The organism is Streptomyces sp. NPDC101194 (assembly GCF_044767885.1).
Lineage (GTDB): Bacteria > Actinomycetota > Actinomycetes > Streptomycetales > Streptomycetaceae > Streptomyces.
Genome location: NZ_JBIWOS010000016.1, coordinates 66,277 through 81,868, shown reverse-complemented (window position 1 = coordinate 81,868; position 15,592 = coordinate 66,277). Strand labels below are relative to the sequence as shown.

Sequence of the window (15,592 nt, the reverse complement as noted above, 5' to 3'; positions counted from 1 at the left end):
CCGACGGTTCATCCTCAGTCCACCGGTCCGCCGGCGACGTAGACGACCTGGCGGGAGACGAATCCCGCCTCGCGGCTCACCAGAAAGGAGGCCGTGTGTGCGATGTCCTCCGGTTCTCCGACCCGTCCGACCGGGATGGACTGCGCCGCGCTGCGCCGGAACTCCTCGAAGCCGCGGCCGAGCCTCCGGGCGGATGCCCTGGTCATGTCGCTCACGACGAAGCTCGGAGCGATGGCGTTGGCGGTGATGCCGTGCCGCCCGAGTTGGAGGGCCAGTGACTTGGTGAAGCCGATCAGACCGGCCTTCGCGCTGCCGTAGTCGACGCGGGCGGCATCACCGACTGCGGAGATGCTGGGCATGTTCACGATTCGCCCCCACCCAGCCGCGATCATGTGCGGGCAGACGCTCCGAGTGAGAAGGAACGGGCCGCGCAGATTGACCCCGGTGACGGTGTCCCACTGCTGCGTGCTCATCTCGACGAGCTCGGCGCGGGGACCGATGCCGGCGTTGTTGACCAGTACCGTCGGCGGCCCCAAGACGGCGGCGATCCGGGCGACGGCGGCCGTCACCGCGGTCTCGTCGGAGACATCGGCGGCGGCAGCTGTCGCTGATCCGCCGCTGCTGGTGATGGCTTCTACGGTGCCGACACAGTCCGCCTCGCCCAGGTCGATCACGCCGACCGCCAGGCCGTCGTGCGCCAGCCGTCGGGCCACCGCGGCGCCGATGCCGCGTGCCGCGCCTGTGACGATCGCTGTGTGCCGCTGAGGAGTTGTATGCGTCATGTGCCGAAGTCCACGGCACCTGCGTGCCGTTGCCAATCGATGTAGCGTACGGCTCAATGATCAGCTTTGTGCTCGACGTCGAGGATCTCGCGGACACCAGGTTCGCCGTTTCGCCCCTGCACGAGACCGTGGTCAGCCTACGGGTGCTGCAGGATCCGGGCCTGTCCGCGCTGCACCTCCCGTGGCGCAGATCCGTTCTCGGCCGACTCGGAGTCCTCGACACCGGTCTGTTGATGTCCCTGGTCGCGGCCAGGCGCACCCTCCCTGACTTCCTGACCCCGCGGCCCACCAGCTTCGCCCCGGCCTTCGAAGAAGAACTGGCCGTCGTCCGCGGGACCTCTCCCCGGACGGTGCGCCGCGATCTGCTGGCCACGCACGCGCCGGACCCGCTTCCCGAAGCCCTGCGCGACGCTACTGCCGCCGCGGACGCTGCTGTCATCGCACTCCGCGATGCCCTCTGCGAGCTCCTGCGGCAGTACTGGGAGATCGCCATCGAGCCGACGTGGGCGCAGATCCGACTGTTGCTGGAAGCCGACATGACCTACCGCGCACGGCAACTGGCCGTGGGAGGCGCCCGCCTGCTGTTCGCGGACATGCACCCGAACCTGCGTTGGCAGGACGGTGTCCTGCACATCGAAAAAATGATCAGCAGGTACCGCGTCGCGGCGTCCGGTCGGGGCCTGCTGCTCCTGCCCTCGGTGTTCGCTCACAAGCCCGCTCCTCCGGTCAGTCCGGAGGAGCCGCCGGCGCTGTCCTACCCAAGCCGTGGAGTGGCGACGCTGTGGACCCCGGCGCCCACCCCTGACGCAACTGCCCTGGTGGCGCTGCTCGGTGCCCCCAGGGCGAGACTGCTCGCCCTCCTCGATGAGCCACTGCCCACGGTCGAGATCGCCCGTCGCTTCAGGGTCACCCCGAGTGCCGTGTCCCAGCACCTGCGTGTGCTGCACGCCACGGGCCTTCTGACCCGGGCTCGCGACGGACGGCAGGTTCTGTACCGCCGCAGCCCTCTTGGCGACCAGTTGGCCGGCCAACATCACCCCCACCCGCTCGCGTCCCCTTGATAGGCGATGGCAGCAGTCGGTCTCCGATGAAGCCCGCCTGGCCGGCAGGACATCTGGCATGCGCGGTTCGTTCAGGCGTAGGTCCGATCGGGTGTTCATATCGCGGGTGGGAACCGGTCCTTCGCCGGAACGGTGCTACCAACCGCTGGGGTGCCTTTTATCTCCCGCCGTCGTTGACCCCATGCACGCTCGGTGCGGGCCCGGAGTGTCGGCACCAGGCCCGCACCGGCCCCACGGATACCGCCCAACCACCCCTGCACGCCCCGCTCCCGGCCTACCCTGGCGTCAGAGCACTACCGTGCGCCCCGGACGACGGGAGACCCTCATGGCCGCGCCTGTGACCGAACAGACCGCCCCGCCGTCGTACCCGCCGAAGACTCCGCCCCCGCCGAAGAAGCCCATCTCGCCGCCCCGCCCGGAAACGACGGACGAACGGGTGGCTGGCCCCGGCCCGCTGGCACGAACAGCCTGGCGGGGGGTGGGGATGCGGAACCGGCGCGGTGTGAACTGGTCGCTGGAGTCCGCGCCCTGGGCCGCGGGTGTCGCGAAGCGGAAGGTCGCCGCGCAGCTGGGGGAGTGGGGCTACCGGCCTGCCCCCGCGGTCGCCGAGACGGTCGCGGCCGTCACCGAGCTCGTCGTCGCGGCCGCGGCCGCGGGCAGCGGCCGACGTATCAGCGTCCATCTGTCCGACCAGGACCGGCAGGCGTGCATCCTCGCGCTGTCCCACCAGGCCGGCCTAACCCCTGGCCACGTCCCGGACGGTGACGACGTCCTGCACCGGATCACCGCACAGGCCGGGGTGACGGGGTGCGGCACCGACACCGGACCCGACGGACGTCGCATCTGGGCTGTCATCGAACTCTGACCGCAGATGCAAGAAAGCCCCGGACCAGAACGGTGCCGGGGCTTCGTCGTACCGGGCGCAGGCTTACACGGTGGCGCCGGATGCCCGGTTCTCGGCGTGGAAAAGCTGCGCCGGCTCCGTCCGGGGAGAGTTCTCGTACCAGCAGAACGGGCGCAGCACATCCGCGGCCGCGGCGAGCGCTGGCCGGAGCCAACCGCCACGACTCCCCGCTGCTCGCCCCGACCCTGGACCGCCTGAACGGCCTCGGGCCGTTACCCGACGACATCACCGTCCACCTGGACGCCGGCTACGACTCCGACACCACTCGCACCCTGCTCGGCGACCGGGGCCTGCACGGCCGGATCGCGCGCAAAGGCGAGAAGGCGCCGATCCAGGCGAGCCAGAGGTGGCACGTGGAGCGCACCCACGCCTGGCAGAACGCCTTCTACCGCCTTGCCCGCTGCTACGAGCGCCGGGCCACCGTCATCGACGCCTTCTTCGATCTTGCCGACACGATCACCACCGTGCGCAGCCTCATTCGACAGGCATGGACGACTCACCGCTGGGACGAACGCCCGCACCGCCGTCCATGAGCACATGCCTATCTGCGCGACCTCTTAGCGTCAACTCCTGTTCCGATGTTCCCCGAGGTCGGCCTCCTCGGCCAGGGCGTGCCGGGACACGCAGGCGAGAGCGGCATCGACGTCGTCTTGGGTGATGTCGCAGACGTACTGAAGCGTAGCCATATGGCGCTTTCCCCTACTGGACTGGGCGTTCAGCCATCCAGCATGCTTTGCAGATGTTCCGACGCGGATGGCGAGCGTGGCAGGGCCGACGAACTGGGCAGAACCAGGGCGTCGCGGACCATATGCAGAGGTTCTACGACTCGCTCTTGAAACAGGAGAGAGGGTCTGTCCAAGACGTCGCCCTCAAGTACGGCCGCACGCTCAAGCCCCATTACGAGAGTCTCCTGAGCGCGAAGGCGGCCTCGACCTCCCCGTACTACGTCGGGCTGTCCTCAGAGATGGGGAGCTTCACGGATGTCACCAAGCGGGTAACCCTGGTCGCCGACACGATGCTGCTGTCCGACCACGGTGTCGGAGCGGTGCACGAACTTGGGGTCTCCCAAGAGAACATCGCCTACTCGCTAACCGACCAACGCATGCCAGACCAAGGCGCAATGTTCAGCCGACGCGTCGGGATGGTGACTAGGGATCTCGCCGAGTTAGGTCAGTGGCTCCTGGACACCGAGCCTCTGCTACGCAGAGGACTGGTCTGGTACGGGCCCGTCTTCACGGAAGGGAGCCTAGGAACGACGTCGACTGTTCGCCCTGACTTGCTCAATGAGCGAGTCGGCCCGCTCCCTTCATTTAGTGACCGGTCCATCGACTTTGTCGTGGAGCACGGCCGGGCTGTGGACCTATCGACGGCCAAGCCTGTCGCCAGCCGGGTGGTCCGGCCGATCCTGGAGATTGATCTCCCCTTCCTCGACGGCCTCAGCCTCAGCGACTTCGCGCACGTCACCAGTGAGGAGTTCGACTCCTACCGCCAGTACCGCACCTTCATGCGCTCGCGGCTCCTCGAACTCGACGACGCGCTCGAAGCGGTCGACTCTCAGCTGGCCGTGGAACGAGTCGCGCTCGCTATCCAGGACGAGCTGAACGCCGCTACCGCCGAGATGCACAGCGCGACCCGGACCCGGGCCCTCTCCCAAGCCGTACTGGGTACGACGACCGCTGTTCTCACCGCAGTCCAGCCCGAGGCCCTCCAGGGTACGCTCGCCATCAGCGCAACGATCACAGCCGGTGTCGGCAGCCTGTGGCCGGTCATTGAAGCATTCGCCGATACCAAACCCAAACGCAAGCACGGTAAGTGGCACTACGTATGGGTCCTGCAAAAGAAGGCTTCCCGCTGATCGGGGCGATCAGCGCGTGGTCCGTTGCCGAAGGCTCCGCCCCCACAGAGTCCCAGGTCGAAGCGCTCTCAGGCCCACGCGAGGCTTAAGGGCTGTCCCGTAAATGATCTATGGGTCACCTCGGGCGTGCTTGGCCATAGTGTGGCCCGCTCGTTATCCGGCGAGGGCGAGGTTATGCATCCGGGCGATGGCGCCCATGGCGTGGTGGACTCCGTCGCCTTTGAGGCGGCAGTCGCGGAGGATCTTCCAGGTCTTCATTCGGGCGAAAACGTGCTCGACACGGGCGCGGACCTGCTTGTGGGATTTGCTGTGCGCTTCCTTCCAGTCGGGCAGGTCTTCGCCCTTGCGTCGACGATGGGGCATGACGAGTCCCGTGCCGGGATAGCCGCCGTCGGCGATCGTGAGTGTCCTGCCGACGGCGGCCTTGGCGCCGGATTCTTCCCATGCCTTGCAGTCGTTGCGGTTCCCGGGCAGCCGTCGGCCGACCACGACGACGAGCCGAGTGTCGGCGTCGATGACGACTTGGTGGTTGGTGGAGTACCTGTAGTTCTCCGACTGCTTGGCAATGGTGTGATCGCGGGTGGGCACCAGGGTGCCGTCCACGATGAGCACGGTGTCCTCGGCGAACCGCTTGCGGGGCTGGAGCGTGAGCATTGGCCCGAGGTGATCGATGATGCGGTCCGCCGCCGACTTCGACACCCCGAACAGCGGGGCGAGCTGGCGCATCGTCAGGTTTGTGCGCCAGTATGCCGCGACCAGCAGCGCCCGGTCCTCCAGGGGCAGGCCCCACGGCCGACCCTTGCGGACCGCGTCCGCACCCTCGCGCCGCAGCACGGTCACCAGCTTCCCGAAGGCACGCGGGCTCAGCCCGGTGAACGGGGCTATCCAGGACGACTCCGACGCCGTGATCACACCAGCCACGCCGGGATCACCGCACCGGACCAGCGTGCCCCGTCAGCAAGCCTCCCCGCCTCAGCGGAACTCGTGGACTACCTGGATCTCGCCGACAATGTGCGCGTTGAAGTCGTCCAACTCCTCGGCCGGAACCCAGAGCTCGAGGATCGTCTGCCCGCCAGCCTGCTGGACGGGATACCGGCCCAAGAACTCCGACTCGACCTCAAAACGAGTGACGAAACCGACGCCATCGTGCTTCACGTTCCAGTCCCGCGCGATCCTGACCGCGTAGTCCTCGTTGAGGACCGGGTAGAAGATCGGCTGCTCGGGCAGCCGGGGTGGCCAGGCACGCCAGTTCAGCTCCCGAACCAGATCCAGCTCCTTGGGGCCGGTGGGGCGCCACAGGGTCGTCGTTGCTTGCTGGCTGGTCATCTGCATCGCTCTCTGAACGTAGGCCGCCGGTACGGCGGGTCGGGAGACCGGACGATACCGGCACCGCGAACTCAGCAGCTACGCCATTTCCGCACCCTGGCCAGTTCCGTGACCAGCAGTTACGGGACAGCCCTTAGCGCCGGTTTTCGTTCCGATGTTCTGAGCGCCGTCAATCGCATCGGATGCGAACTCGCGCTGGTTGCAGGATGCCGAATTAATCGCCGTGACCAGGGTGATTGAGGTCCTGAAGCGGCATGTGACGCTTGGCAGCCCTCTTGCATCGGATGCGGTTTTCTCGCACCTGATGCGAGTGACGGAGGGTGGCGGAATGGTGGGATTCAGCAGGCCGGTGCCGGGGGCGGCGGGGCTGCATCTGGTCGACGGGGTGCCTCTGCTGCGGCCGGAGGAACAGGCCTTCACGGCAATGCTGACCGGCTTCGCCAACCAGCAGCTGGCTCGGAACCTCGCCCGCACGACCGTGGAGAGCCGGGAGAACACAGTGAAGGCGTTCGCCACCCACGTGAATGCCTACCCGTGGCAGTGGACGCCGGCGATGGTCGACGAGTGGCTCGGTGACCTGCGTTCACTGCGGGACCTGAAGCGCTCGACGATCCGCTCGTACTCCGAGGCCGTGCGGGCGTTCTGCCACTTCGCCACCGATCCGCTCTACGAGTGGGCGGCGACCTGCGAGGAGTGGTTCGGCACTCATCCGGTGCAGGTGGTGCACGAGTGGAACACCGCAGTGCACGTCCAGGACAACGAGGCGGACGCGAAAAAGCGAGCGTTCACCAAAGCTGAGCTGCACGCCTTCTTCGCGCACTGCGACGACGAGGTCGCTCGCATCCGGGCCGTCGGCCGCAAGGGCTGGCTGCCCGCCTTCCGTGACGCGACGTTGTTCAAGACCGCATACGCCTACGGGCTGCGGCGCAACGAGACGCGGATGCTGGACGCTGCCGACTTCGGCCGCAACCCGCACGGGAGCGAGTTCGGCGAGTACGGCCGGTGCCAGGTCCGGTTCGGCAAAGCCAAGAAGGGCTCGCCGCCCAAGCGCCGCGGGGTGCTGACCGTGTTCGGCTGGACCCCGGACGTCCTGGACGAGTGGTTCACCGAGGAGAACCGTGACGCAGGAATCCTGCTCGGCCAGTTCATGGCGAAGAACCGGATCATCGACGGCAAGGACGACGGCTTCATTGTCGAGATCAGGTGAGTCCATGGGCCGGGAGCGCTCCGTTCCCGGCCCGTCTCTCATTCCCGCACCGGCCAGAACTGCGCGAAGTACTGCTCGACCCCCTCCGGCACACCGTGCTGAGACTGCTCGGCCACCGCGGCCCGCCCCCTACACCGGAGCCTGAGCTGCCAAATCCCTGGCCGCCCCAGGGATACAGACTCTCCGGCATCGCCCCCGGTGACGCCCCAGACGTCCAGCGTTCCTGACGGTGAAACGATCACCGCCTGTACATCCGCCTCCCAGCACCCTGCCGCCTCTGTCGGCGGCGGCTCGTCCCACACTTCCACCGTGAGATCCGCAGTGTGGGTGTGACCGGCACTCCTTACGTCCAGTCGACCCTCACGGGCCGTCAGAAAGCTGCCCTCAGTGTCCCAGTCCTCTGGAAACTGCACAGGAACGGCAACCCCATCCCGTTCCTGCAGACAAAACCCGAAGGACTCCACTTCTACAGGCCCCCGCTGCCTCATCACCGGACTGGCCATATCAACTACCCCTCACTTCCGACGTCACATGCCAGTGGAGATGCGGTTATTCCACAGGGCTTTTCATAGAACCTCGATGCATGCCTTTGTTCGTTGGTGATTGAATTGTCCTATTTCAATTGGCAGGAATAAGAAATTCCTTGCTGATATTGCGTCGTTTGGGTATAGAGGGCAGGTTCCGGTATTCGCTACGGACATAGCTTTGTCGCGCTGTCGACACGTCAGGTGCACAGGGCGCCTGAGCGACACGGCGGCGAGGGGGAAGCACTGTGTCATTGCGATGGATGCGTACAGCCGTGACTGCGGTTGCGGCGGGGGCGCTTGCGGGGACGGGTCTGGGAGCGGCGGCGGCTCAGCCAGGGCCAGGCAGTCTGGTGGCCAGCGTCGATCAAACACAGACGAAGGCGGCGCCCACAGGCGTCAGCGCCGCTGCTGCAACGTGCAAGGTCGACGCCATCGTCTACACCCGCACCACGGAGTGCGAGACCGTCCAGGCGACTGTGAGGGTGCTCGACAGCCGTGTCGTGGTCGGCACGGCTGTGTTCGTGATCAGCCACGAGATGACCCTCAACAAGAAGTCGCTGAAGTGGTCGGAGGCCATGCGCGTCAGCAAGGCACCGATCGTCGGCAAGGCCGGCGGTATCCGGATGGGGGTGTCGGTCTCCTGCGGCAGCCCGTGCAAGGCGTCCAGCCACGTGCCGGGACACAACCTGAGAACTGCCTTCTCCGGAAAGGTCGACTACTCCGACGGAGCCAAGAAGAACAAGACGCACTCCAGCACGGCAAACTACTCGTTCTCGTTCACCAAGCCCGGATACACCCTGGGCGGCTTCTCGTACTCCTCATTGAACTTCCGCTGCGACGATGCCTCCTGGAACGCGGCCAACACCCGCCGCCTGGTGCGTCCTGGGTGCGTCTTCCCGATGAGCACGCTCCCGGAGATCGCGAACAACATCCGCCAGATCCAGTCGAAGGGCGGTCACTACGGCAGGCCCGGCTCCGGGCACCCGCTGCACCGCCTCACCGATGACAAGAAGGCTGCAGCGAACCGGCGAGCCGTGTGCGGGAAGGCGAAGCCGCCGGCCGGGAAGTCCTGCCACGAGTACCCGTTTGCCAGGACCCATGAAGGCGGCACGGCGCTCCCGGCGGCCAGCCGGGGCATCGCCATGGTCCCGGAGACGGAGCAGGACAAGCAGGGAGGCCGGATCATCGGGTTCTACAAGCAGGAGCGTCTCGTGAACAAGGATGGCTTCTGGGTCGCGGTCTGACTGAGAGATGATGACGGTTCAGGGCCCTGCCCGTGTTCAGGTGTCGCACCACCAGTACGTTCTGCTGGACACGGACGCCGAAGAACCCGACCAGGACATCGACGGCACGCTCGCGAGCAACGGGCCCGTCCACACCAACGCGGAGTCCACCTACGCAACTGTCCTGACCGGGACCTCCTACGGGGACGTCGACGTCGCCTTCGACGTGACCGCCTACCCAGCCCCCCTGAGCGTGGAAGGCTGGGACGAAGTTGCCGAGATCAGCCTGTACTTCCCGACCGAGGGACCGCTCGTCGGCGACCCTCTCTCCGAAGACCTGGCAGAAGTGCCTCTCCTCGGAGACGAGGAGGAGTACCAGTGGTGGACGTTCCGGATCCACGCCCGGGGACGGGACGCCGCATCCGCGGCCGGTGACATCCACGCCGAGGAGGACGACACCGTCCTGGAACAGCACCTCATCCAGATCTGGGCCGCCCCCCACGCACCGGAGATCCGCCACCGGCTCACCGACCAGACCGGCCGACGCAGACGTACGGCCGGCACCGAGGAGTACACAGCGACAAAAGCCGCAGAGGCAGACCACGCCGCAACGCCCCCCCGCACCCGCCGAGGAGATGTCCATCGCCCCCGTGCACGCCGAGCTGCACGCCCGTACCCCGGAATCCTCTGACCGACCACTCAGGTCGGATTGAGTACGAGCGCCCATGTCCGGCGCATCCTCGCGCGGCGAGTATCGGTGCAGCGCCGCAACAGGGCGGCGCCGACCCGTTTCGGTGTTGAGGCAGTTATGGAGAATCCCATGTCCCGACGTGTTGCTCTGTCCGTTGTTGGTGGTGTCGTTCTTCTCGGTGGTGCCGGTGCTTTCGCTTTCGCCCAGGCCGCAGAGCAGGCCCCGGTGCTGACGCACAGCACTGCCCGCTACACCGCTCCCGACGGGGACCGAGACGGCGTGCTGGCCTTCGCCACCGATGTCACGGCGTCCTCCGGTGTCAAGAGCGTGAAGGTGCTGGCCTGGCCGCAGAACTCGTCCCTGGCCAAGAAGGGCCTGACCGCCAAGGACATGGCCGCAGTGGAGTCGGCCGATTGCAAGCCCTCGGGGCTGGACACCGTGCGCTGCACCTACACCGCCGGGGTCACCGGTGCCGACGCCGCATCGTCCCCGCGCGGTGCCTGGCACGTCGCCGTCCTGGCCACCGCGCAGGACGGCACCACGACCTTGGACACCGAGGCGGCCGGTTTCACCGTCCGGTGACCCGAACGCGCACATGGTCGAGAGCAAGTGCCGCCGACGACGCGCGCCAGTCCGGACTTCCCCGGCAGGGGCAAACAGATCGCGATGCCGGACGGCGAGCGGTGACGGATGACAGGCTGAGATAGAGCGCACTGGTACCTCGAGGGGAATCGACATGCCTTGCGCGCTGAACCGGGCTCCGGCGGGGGGCGTCATCTGCCGCCTCGCACCGGGCCTTCCACTTCCCCGTCCGTCCGTTGGTGCTCGACGGAGTCGTCGGTGGTGTCTCTGCGCCTGATGTGGGTCCCGCCTCCTTCACGGGGATGGGGGTGTCCCCGGGGCTGAGCGAGGATGTGGCCGCAACCAGGATTCCAACCTGTTCGGCGAAGTCGGGCGCGGGCAGAGTGCCAGGCCCTGGCACATCACCGGGCCGACGGCGGCCCCTACGTCCGGATCGCCGACCGGCGCCCCCGCTCTGCGTGGCGCCAGCACGCACCTACATGGACTCCTGAGCCAGGAGGGGCAATGACCGACAGTTCCCGCCAGGGTGTGTCGGCCTGTCGTGAGGACGCCGCAGTACAGGCATACAACCCCGCACCGCAGACGGGGCTGGTCGACGGGCGTGCAACAGGTGGTGCAACATCCGGCTGCAGCAGACTTCTGTTGCAGCCATGAACTGCGGAAACAGGGACCGTGCAGCCACGCGCAGACGTGGTTCACCCCCTCCGGCATTCGTGCGGCCTCAGGGAAGACACAGCAGTAAGGGTACGGGTACGCACCCGTACCCTGGCGGGATGGGAAGCAGTACGACGATGTCTGATGTCAATGTCCGTATCCCCGAATAGGCCAAGGACCGGCTGGCCGCGATCGCGGCCGCCGAGGGCCTGTCACTGCGCGCGTACCTCGCGCGCCTGGCCGAGACGATGCTCACCCCGGCCGAGCGTGCTGAGCGGGCGGAGAAGGCCAGGGCCGCGTTGAAGGCGTGGAACGGTTACGCGCCCACCGGCTCCGAGGAGGACGATCTGGACAGTGAGCTGGACCGGCGCCTGGCACGGGCGACGACCCGGTGAGCGACGCCATGCACATCGTCCTGGACGACACAGCGATGACTGCGGCCGGCCAGGGCAACGTCCTCGCCTCGCGGCTCATCCACCGGGCTCACGTCGAGCCCGGGTGGTTCCTGTATGCCCCGACGTGCGCGCTCGTCGAGGCCGACCGGGCACGGCCCGGCACGGCCGAGCACCTGGCCGCACTGCCGGGCATCACCGTTCTGGACCTGGACTTGGCCGCCGCGCTGGCTCTAGCTCGGCAGGAGACGTGGGCAGCGGCCCACAGCCAGTTCGCGGCGCAGCCCACCTCCGACCGCCCGGACGGGTCGATCATCGCCACCACGGCGCCGAAGCGGTGGAAGGGCGAGCCGGTGCGCGTCCTGGGCCTCAACACCTGAGCCACAGCCCCCTGATGGCCGCCGGCCCCATTCTGGAGGGGCCTGCGGCCTCATTGCGTGGTGTCGAGCTGTACGCGCGGCTTCCAGAAACGCTGCTCGTGCTTGATCGAGAAATTCGAGAGAGTCATGTGCCTGCTGGCCCATCTCGAACCGCCCTCCGTGGGCGGGGCTACCCCTCGCCCGGACCGTCCCCGCTGGACGTCCTGCCGCACACCCCAGCGCCGGAGAAAGGGAGTAGCAGGTCATGGTGGAATCGCTCGGGGACGGTCCCTGACTCGCCGGAAGCAACTTTCGCGCCGAAACCCACGTCTGCCAGTGGGAACGGGACTGAACCCCACCGACCCATACATGAACGGAGCTTTCGGTGCTCATAGGACTGCTCACCGCCGTGGCAGCATCGATCTGTTACGGCACGGGCTCCGTCCTTCAGGCCGTCGGATCACAGAAGTCAGCCCGCCGGGAGGCCGCCGCGGGCAGCGTGACCCAGCACGGTGGCCCGAGCCTGTCGTCCACTGCGAAGGCGGCGATGACCTGGGAGTTCATCGTCGGGACCATCCTGGACTTCGTCGGCTTCGGGCTCGGCGCACTGGCGGCGCGCCTCCTGCCGCTGTTCCTGTCGCAGACCGTGATCAGCGCCAACTTGGTGATCACGGCGTTGCTGAGCATCAAGCTCCTCGGCATCCGGCTCAACCGCGCCGAGTGGACCTCGATTGCTGTGGTCTGCTCCGCGCTGTTGCTTCTGGCGACGGCAGCGGGCCCGGAAGGCAGCGGCGACACCCCGATCTCCACGCACTGGTGGCTGCTGGGGATCTCGCTGCTCCTGATCGTGGGCGGCACCGTGGTCGTACGCCTACTGGGGGCGCGCGCCGCGATCCTGGCCGGCCTGCTGTCCGGACTGGGCTTCGGCGCCCTCGGTGTCGGGGTCCGTGTGCTGAATGGCATCGACCCTTTCGATCCGGGAGCGCTGCTCTGCGACCCGGCGCTCTACGCGATCCTGGTGGCAGGCATCGGCGGCATGTACCTGCACACGGTCGCCCTGCAGATCGGCTCGGTCAACGGCGCCACCGCCGCGCTGGTCGTCGGCGAGACCGTCCTGCCGGGCATCATCGGCGTGCTGTGGCTCGGCGATGCCTCCCGTCCCGGCTTCGCCTGGGTGGCGATCACCGGGTTCGTGCTCGCCGTATCGGGCGCGGTGGCAGTGGCCTGGTTCGGGTCCCCGAAAGGGCACGGCAGCGGCCCTGCGGCGGCGCCCGTGACACCCGCCAAGGACGCCCGGACGTCCGCGGGGGTCTGACCCGGCACCAGATGCGCCGAATTTCCAACCCTCGGCTGCCGTACGGGAGCCATCTTTGCGACACAACTCCCCACACAAGCAAGCCTGGTTGAGATCCGACATCCTCTGGCCAAGAGAGCGGTTCAACGTGTGGAGTCTGGTGGCCAAACCGACAACTCGCCTGCGCATCGTCTCTTCCGTCCGGCATCGTTGCTGCCGATATCGGGCTCCCAGATGCTCAGCGACAGGTGTCGCGCCCAAGTGGCAACTATCTCGCCCAGTCGTGATCTGTCTCAGCGAAGGCTGAGCGATTCTCACCGAAGGTCGGGGGACTGCTCCGGTCCGATTCGCTCGTCGGCTCGCGTTCACTGCGAGCGGTGGAAAAGCGGTGGACAAAGATCGCGCGAGCGGCACACTGACCTGTGTGAAACGACTGCTGGTGGATGTGGAGAGCGTCACTGCGCGGTTGGTACGTCGATTCGGTCCCCAGGTTGCCGAATGGTGCGCTGACACGCCGGATCTCATCGCGCGGCTGACGTCCCAGTGGGGACTTTCGCTCGGTGAGTCCCTCCCGGACGGCGCTTCGTCGGTGGTGTTGCGGTGCCGTTGGCCCGATGGCACGCCCGCGGTGTTGAAGATCAGTCCGGAGCGGGCCCTTATGGCCGAACAGGTCGAAATGCTGGGGTGGTTCGCTGCCTCGGGCCGGGTGCCCTCGGTGCTGGCCCTCGACGAGGAGGCAGGCGCGATGGTGCTGGAGGAGATCGTGCCTGGAGCGCCGGTGGAGGACATGCCCGCTGCTCCGCTTCCGGGACAGTGGTCGGATCTGCTCGCCGCCTTGCACGGGGTCGCTCCGCCTCCGCTGCCGACGCGTGTGCTGCGTGGGCGGTGCGAGGAGGCCTTCGCCCGGGTCGGCAGGCGGCTGTCCGAGCCTGCGATCAGTGCACGGATGGACGTCACCGCGTGGGACAGGGCCATCCAGCGGTGCGAGCGGCTGCTGGACACGGAAGCGACAACGGTGTTGCTCCACGGTGACCTGCACCTGGGCAACGTGCTCGACGGCGGCGCGGAGCGCGGTCTCATGGCCATCGATCCGAAAGCCTGTGTCGGTGATCCGTGCTTCGACGCTGTGGACTACGTGCTGGCCGGCGCCGGGCTGGAGGGCGTCGAGACCCGCTGCGCGCGCGTGGCGGCGGCGTGCGGGCTCGATGGCGACCGGCTCCATGCCTGGAGCCAGGTGATCGCATCGTTCGCGGCCATCGCCCACCTCAGTGACGGTGGTGAGGAACCGGTGATCGATGAACTGCTCGCGTTGACCCGGTGAGCACACCCGGTATTCCCGATCGCCTCGTCCCCACGCTCCACCGGGGACGGAACACCTATCGCTCAACCTTCGATGAGACTGCTCAACCTTCGGTGAGGCGGAACAAGTCACCAACAGCTGGGTGCACGGTCCGGCGCGCCATTCGCATCCGATATTCGAACAGACGTAGCATTAGTGCGTGCCCAAGTACGACTTCCCCGAAAATCTCCGAGCAGCCCAGCTTTCTCTCCTCGAGACCCGTACCGCATACGAGCAGTACGTCACCACCCTGCCGTGGTCGGCTGAGCCGATGCCCGGGTGGGAGGGCGACAAGCAGCTCCACTCCTCCTACCGGTCCCACAAGGAGGACTCTCCCGGGTATACGGAGGCGCAGGCCGCGGAAGTGGCGCGGTTCCGGGCGGAGCTGCTGAGGCTGAGCGCCGAGGTGGTCACGCACCCGTACTGGCAGTCGCTGAGCGGCCCGGACCTGGTCGACGCGCGCATGGTGCTGCAGCACGCCCACGAGTCCGCCGAGGGCGAGGCGGCGTAGCCGTGCCTGGCCCCGAGGGCATATCTGACCTCGACAAGAAGAGGGCGCTGGCCGACTGGCTGGAGTGGCAGCTGAGGCAGGTTCGGAACCGGATCTGTGAGCTTGAGGTGAAGGAGCGGCAGGAGGTGCGTGCTCGGGAGCGGGCGCGGGCCGAGCAGTCGTGGAAGATCCAGCCGAAGCGGTCCGGTGAGACCGCGCTGCTGCACCGCGGCGGGTGCGGGCTGTTCAAGAGCGAGCTCGGGTTCCTCACCCGGGACGAGGCGATCATCGCCATGGCGGAGCCGGACATCGAGCCGTGCGAGGTGTGCCGGCCCGAGACGGGGCTGGAGCAGTACAGCTGAGAGCCCCGCCTTGGGAGCATGTCGGTTCCGAGCAGACCGACAAGGAGGCACGGATGAGTCTCGATGAGATGCTGCAGCAGGCTGTGCGAGTACACGACCTGTACGACCAGTTGAACCGGCGTGAACGGGGACGGGTCTGGACACGGGAAGAATTCATGCTCGGCTTCATGGGCGATGTCGGCGACCTGGCCAAGCTGGTCATGGCCGAAGAGGGAGCCCGGGACATGCCGGGCGGGCGAGTGGCGCTGGAGCACGAGCTCGCGGACTGTCTGTGGTCGGTGCTCATCCTGGCTCACCGCTTTGACGTCGATCTGAAGACCGTCTTTGGCCGCACGATGACTGAGCTCGAGACCGCGATCAGTGTCCGGCTCGCCGGTGATGAGAACCCCGGTCACAAGCAGGCGTAGGCCGGACGGACAGTCCGGCGCGCTTCGGGAGCTTTGGGCCCGCAGGATCGGATCTGTGGAGTTCCCGACCAAGGTGACACTGGCCCAGACCGTCCCTGTCCCGCCCGAGGGGCCGGGCTGGTGGTACAAGCCCAAGT

The 15,592-nt window shown here is 67.3% G+C and carries 18 protein-coding genes and 1 pseudogene; 15 read left to right on the top strand and 4 right to left on the bottom strand.

Going from position 1 to position 15,592, the window contains the following annotated elements:
• Positions 1-14: 14 nt before the first annotated feature.
• A complete protein-coding gene (locus tag ACIRP2_RS36865; protein WP_404258138.1) occupies positions 15-782 on the bottom strand; it encodes an SDR family oxidoreductase in 768 nt (255 codons plus the stop codon).
• A 56-nt stretch (positions 783-838) separates the two neighbouring features.
• Between ACIRP2_RS36865 and ACIRP2_RS36860 the strand changes: the two genes are divergently transcribed.
• The 3 genes and pseudogenes from ACIRP2_RS36860 to ACIRP2_RS36850 all read left to right on the top strand — a co-directional run.
• Positions 839-1,843, top strand: coding sequence for an ArsR/SmtB family transcription factor (locus ACIRP2_RS36860; RefSeq protein ID WP_404258137.1), 1,005 nt, complete (start codon positions 839-841; stop codon positions 1,841-1,843).
• Between the two features lie 484 nt (positions 1,844-2,327).
• On the top strand, positions 2,328-2,708 hold the full coding sequence (locus tag ACIRP2_RS36855; RefSeq protein WP_404258136.1) for a hypothetical protein: 381 nt from the start codon (positions 2,328-2,330) through the stop codon (positions 2,706-2,708).
• Between the two features lie 173 nt (positions 2,709-2,881).
• Positions 2,882-3,280 (top strand): annotated as a pseudogene (locus ACIRP2_RS36850) (transposase); the annotation flags it as partial.
• A gap of 30 nt (positions 3,281-3,310) precedes the next feature.
• Here the strand turns inward: ACIRP2_RS36850 and ACIRP2_RS36845 are convergent.
• On the bottom strand, positions 3,311-3,433 hold the full coding sequence (locus ACIRP2_RS36845) for a hypothetical protein (RefSeq protein WP_404258135.1): 123 nt from the start codon (positions 3,431-3,433) through the stop codon (positions 3,311-3,313).
• Between the two features lie 122 nt (positions 3,434-3,555).
• Between ACIRP2_RS36845 and ACIRP2_RS36840 the strand changes: the two genes are divergently transcribed.
• Positions 3,556-4,602 carry a hypothetical protein gene (locus ACIRP2_RS36840; RefSeq protein WP_404258134.1) on the top strand — a complete coding sequence of 349 codons (1,047 nt, stop codon included), beginning with the start codon at positions 3,556-3,558 and terminating at the stop codon, positions 4,600-4,602.
• A gap of 153 nt (positions 4,603-4,755) precedes the next feature.
• Here ACIRP2_RS36840 and ACIRP2_RS36835 read toward each other — a convergent pair whose 3' ends face one another.
• Positions 4,756-5,523: a transposase gene (locus ACIRP2_RS36835; protein WP_404258133.1), complete on the bottom strand. Its 768-nt coding sequence runs from the start codon at positions 5,521-5,523 to the stop codon at positions 4,756-4,758.
• A 51-nt stretch (positions 5,524-5,574) separates the two neighbouring features.
• Complete coding sequence (locus tag ACIRP2_RS36830) at positions 5,575-5,934, bottom strand: hypothetical protein (protein ID WP_404258132.1); 360 nt, start codon at positions 5,932-5,934, stop codon at positions 5,575-5,577.
• A 322-nt stretch (positions 5,935-6,256) separates the two neighbouring features.
• Between ACIRP2_RS36830 and ACIRP2_RS36825 the strand changes: the two genes are divergently transcribed.
• The 11 genes from ACIRP2_RS36825 to ACIRP2_RS36775 all read left to right on the top strand — a co-directional run bounded on the left by ACIRP2_RS36825 (position 6,257) and on the right by ACIRP2_RS36775 (position 15,455).
• Positions 6,257-7,135, top strand: coding sequence for a hypothetical protein (locus tag ACIRP2_RS36825; protein ID WP_404258131.1), 879 nt, complete (start codon positions 6,257-6,259; stop codon positions 7,133-7,135).
• An 877-nt stretch (positions 7,136-8,012) separates the two neighbouring features.
• A complete protein-coding gene (locus tag ACIRP2_RS36820; protein WP_404258130.1) occupies positions 8,013-8,906 on the top strand; it encodes a NucA/NucB deoxyribonuclease domain-containing protein in 894 nt (297 codons plus the stop codon).
• Positions 8,907-8,946: 40 nt separating this feature from the next.
• On the top strand, positions 8,947-9,576 hold the full coding sequence (locus tag ACIRP2_RS36815) for a hypothetical protein (RefSeq protein WP_404258129.1): 630 nt from the start codon (positions 8,947-8,949) through the stop codon (positions 9,574-9,576).
• A 129-nt stretch (positions 9,577-9,705) separates the two neighbouring features.
• On the top strand, positions 9,706-10,158 hold the full coding sequence (locus ACIRP2_RS36810; protein WP_404258128.1) for a DUF5707 domain-containing protein: 453 nt from the start codon (positions 9,706-9,708) through the stop codon (positions 10,156-10,158).
• 836 nt (positions 10,159-10,994) lie between these two features.
• Positions 10,995-11,207, top strand: coding sequence for a hypothetical protein (locus ACIRP2_RS36805; protein WP_404258168.1), 213 nt, complete (start codon positions 10,995-10,997; stop codon positions 11,205-11,207).
• Positions 11,208-11,215: 8 nt separating this feature from the next.
• Complete coding sequence (locus tag ACIRP2_RS36800) at positions 11,216-11,584, top strand: hypothetical protein (protein ID WP_404258167.1); 369 nt, start codon at positions 11,216-11,218, stop codon at positions 11,582-11,584.
• Between the two features lie 364 nt (positions 11,585-11,948).
• The gene (locus ACIRP2_RS36795) at positions 11,949-12,878 is read left to right on the top strand and encodes a hypothetical protein (protein ID WP_404258127.1); all 930 of its coding nucleotides are present in this window, start codon (positions 11,949-11,951) and stop codon (positions 12,876-12,878) included.
• Positions 12,879-13,302: 424 nt separating this feature from the next.
• Entirely contained in the window at positions 13,303-14,178 is an 876-nt protein-coding gene (locus ACIRP2_RS36790) for an aminoglycoside phosphotransferase family protein (RefSeq protein WP_404258166.1), read from the top strand.
• A gap of 178 nt (positions 14,179-14,356) precedes the next feature.
• Positions 14,357-14,707: a hypothetical protein gene (locus ACIRP2_RS36785; protein ID WP_404258126.1), complete on the top strand. Its 351-nt coding sequence runs from the start codon at positions 14,357-14,359 to the stop codon at positions 14,705-14,707.
• A gap of 2 nt (positions 14,708-14,709) precedes the next feature.
• A complete protein-coding gene (locus ACIRP2_RS36780; RefSeq protein ID WP_404258125.1) occupies positions 14,710-15,048 on the top strand; it encodes a DUF6233 domain-containing protein in 339 nt (112 codons plus the stop codon).
• A gap of 53 nt (positions 15,049-15,101) precedes the next feature.
• A complete protein-coding gene (locus ACIRP2_RS36775; RefSeq protein ID WP_404258124.1) occupies positions 15,102-15,455 on the top strand; it encodes a nucleotide pyrophosphohydrolase in 354 nt (117 codons plus the stop codon).
• Positions 15,456-15,592 lie beyond the last annotated feature (137 nt).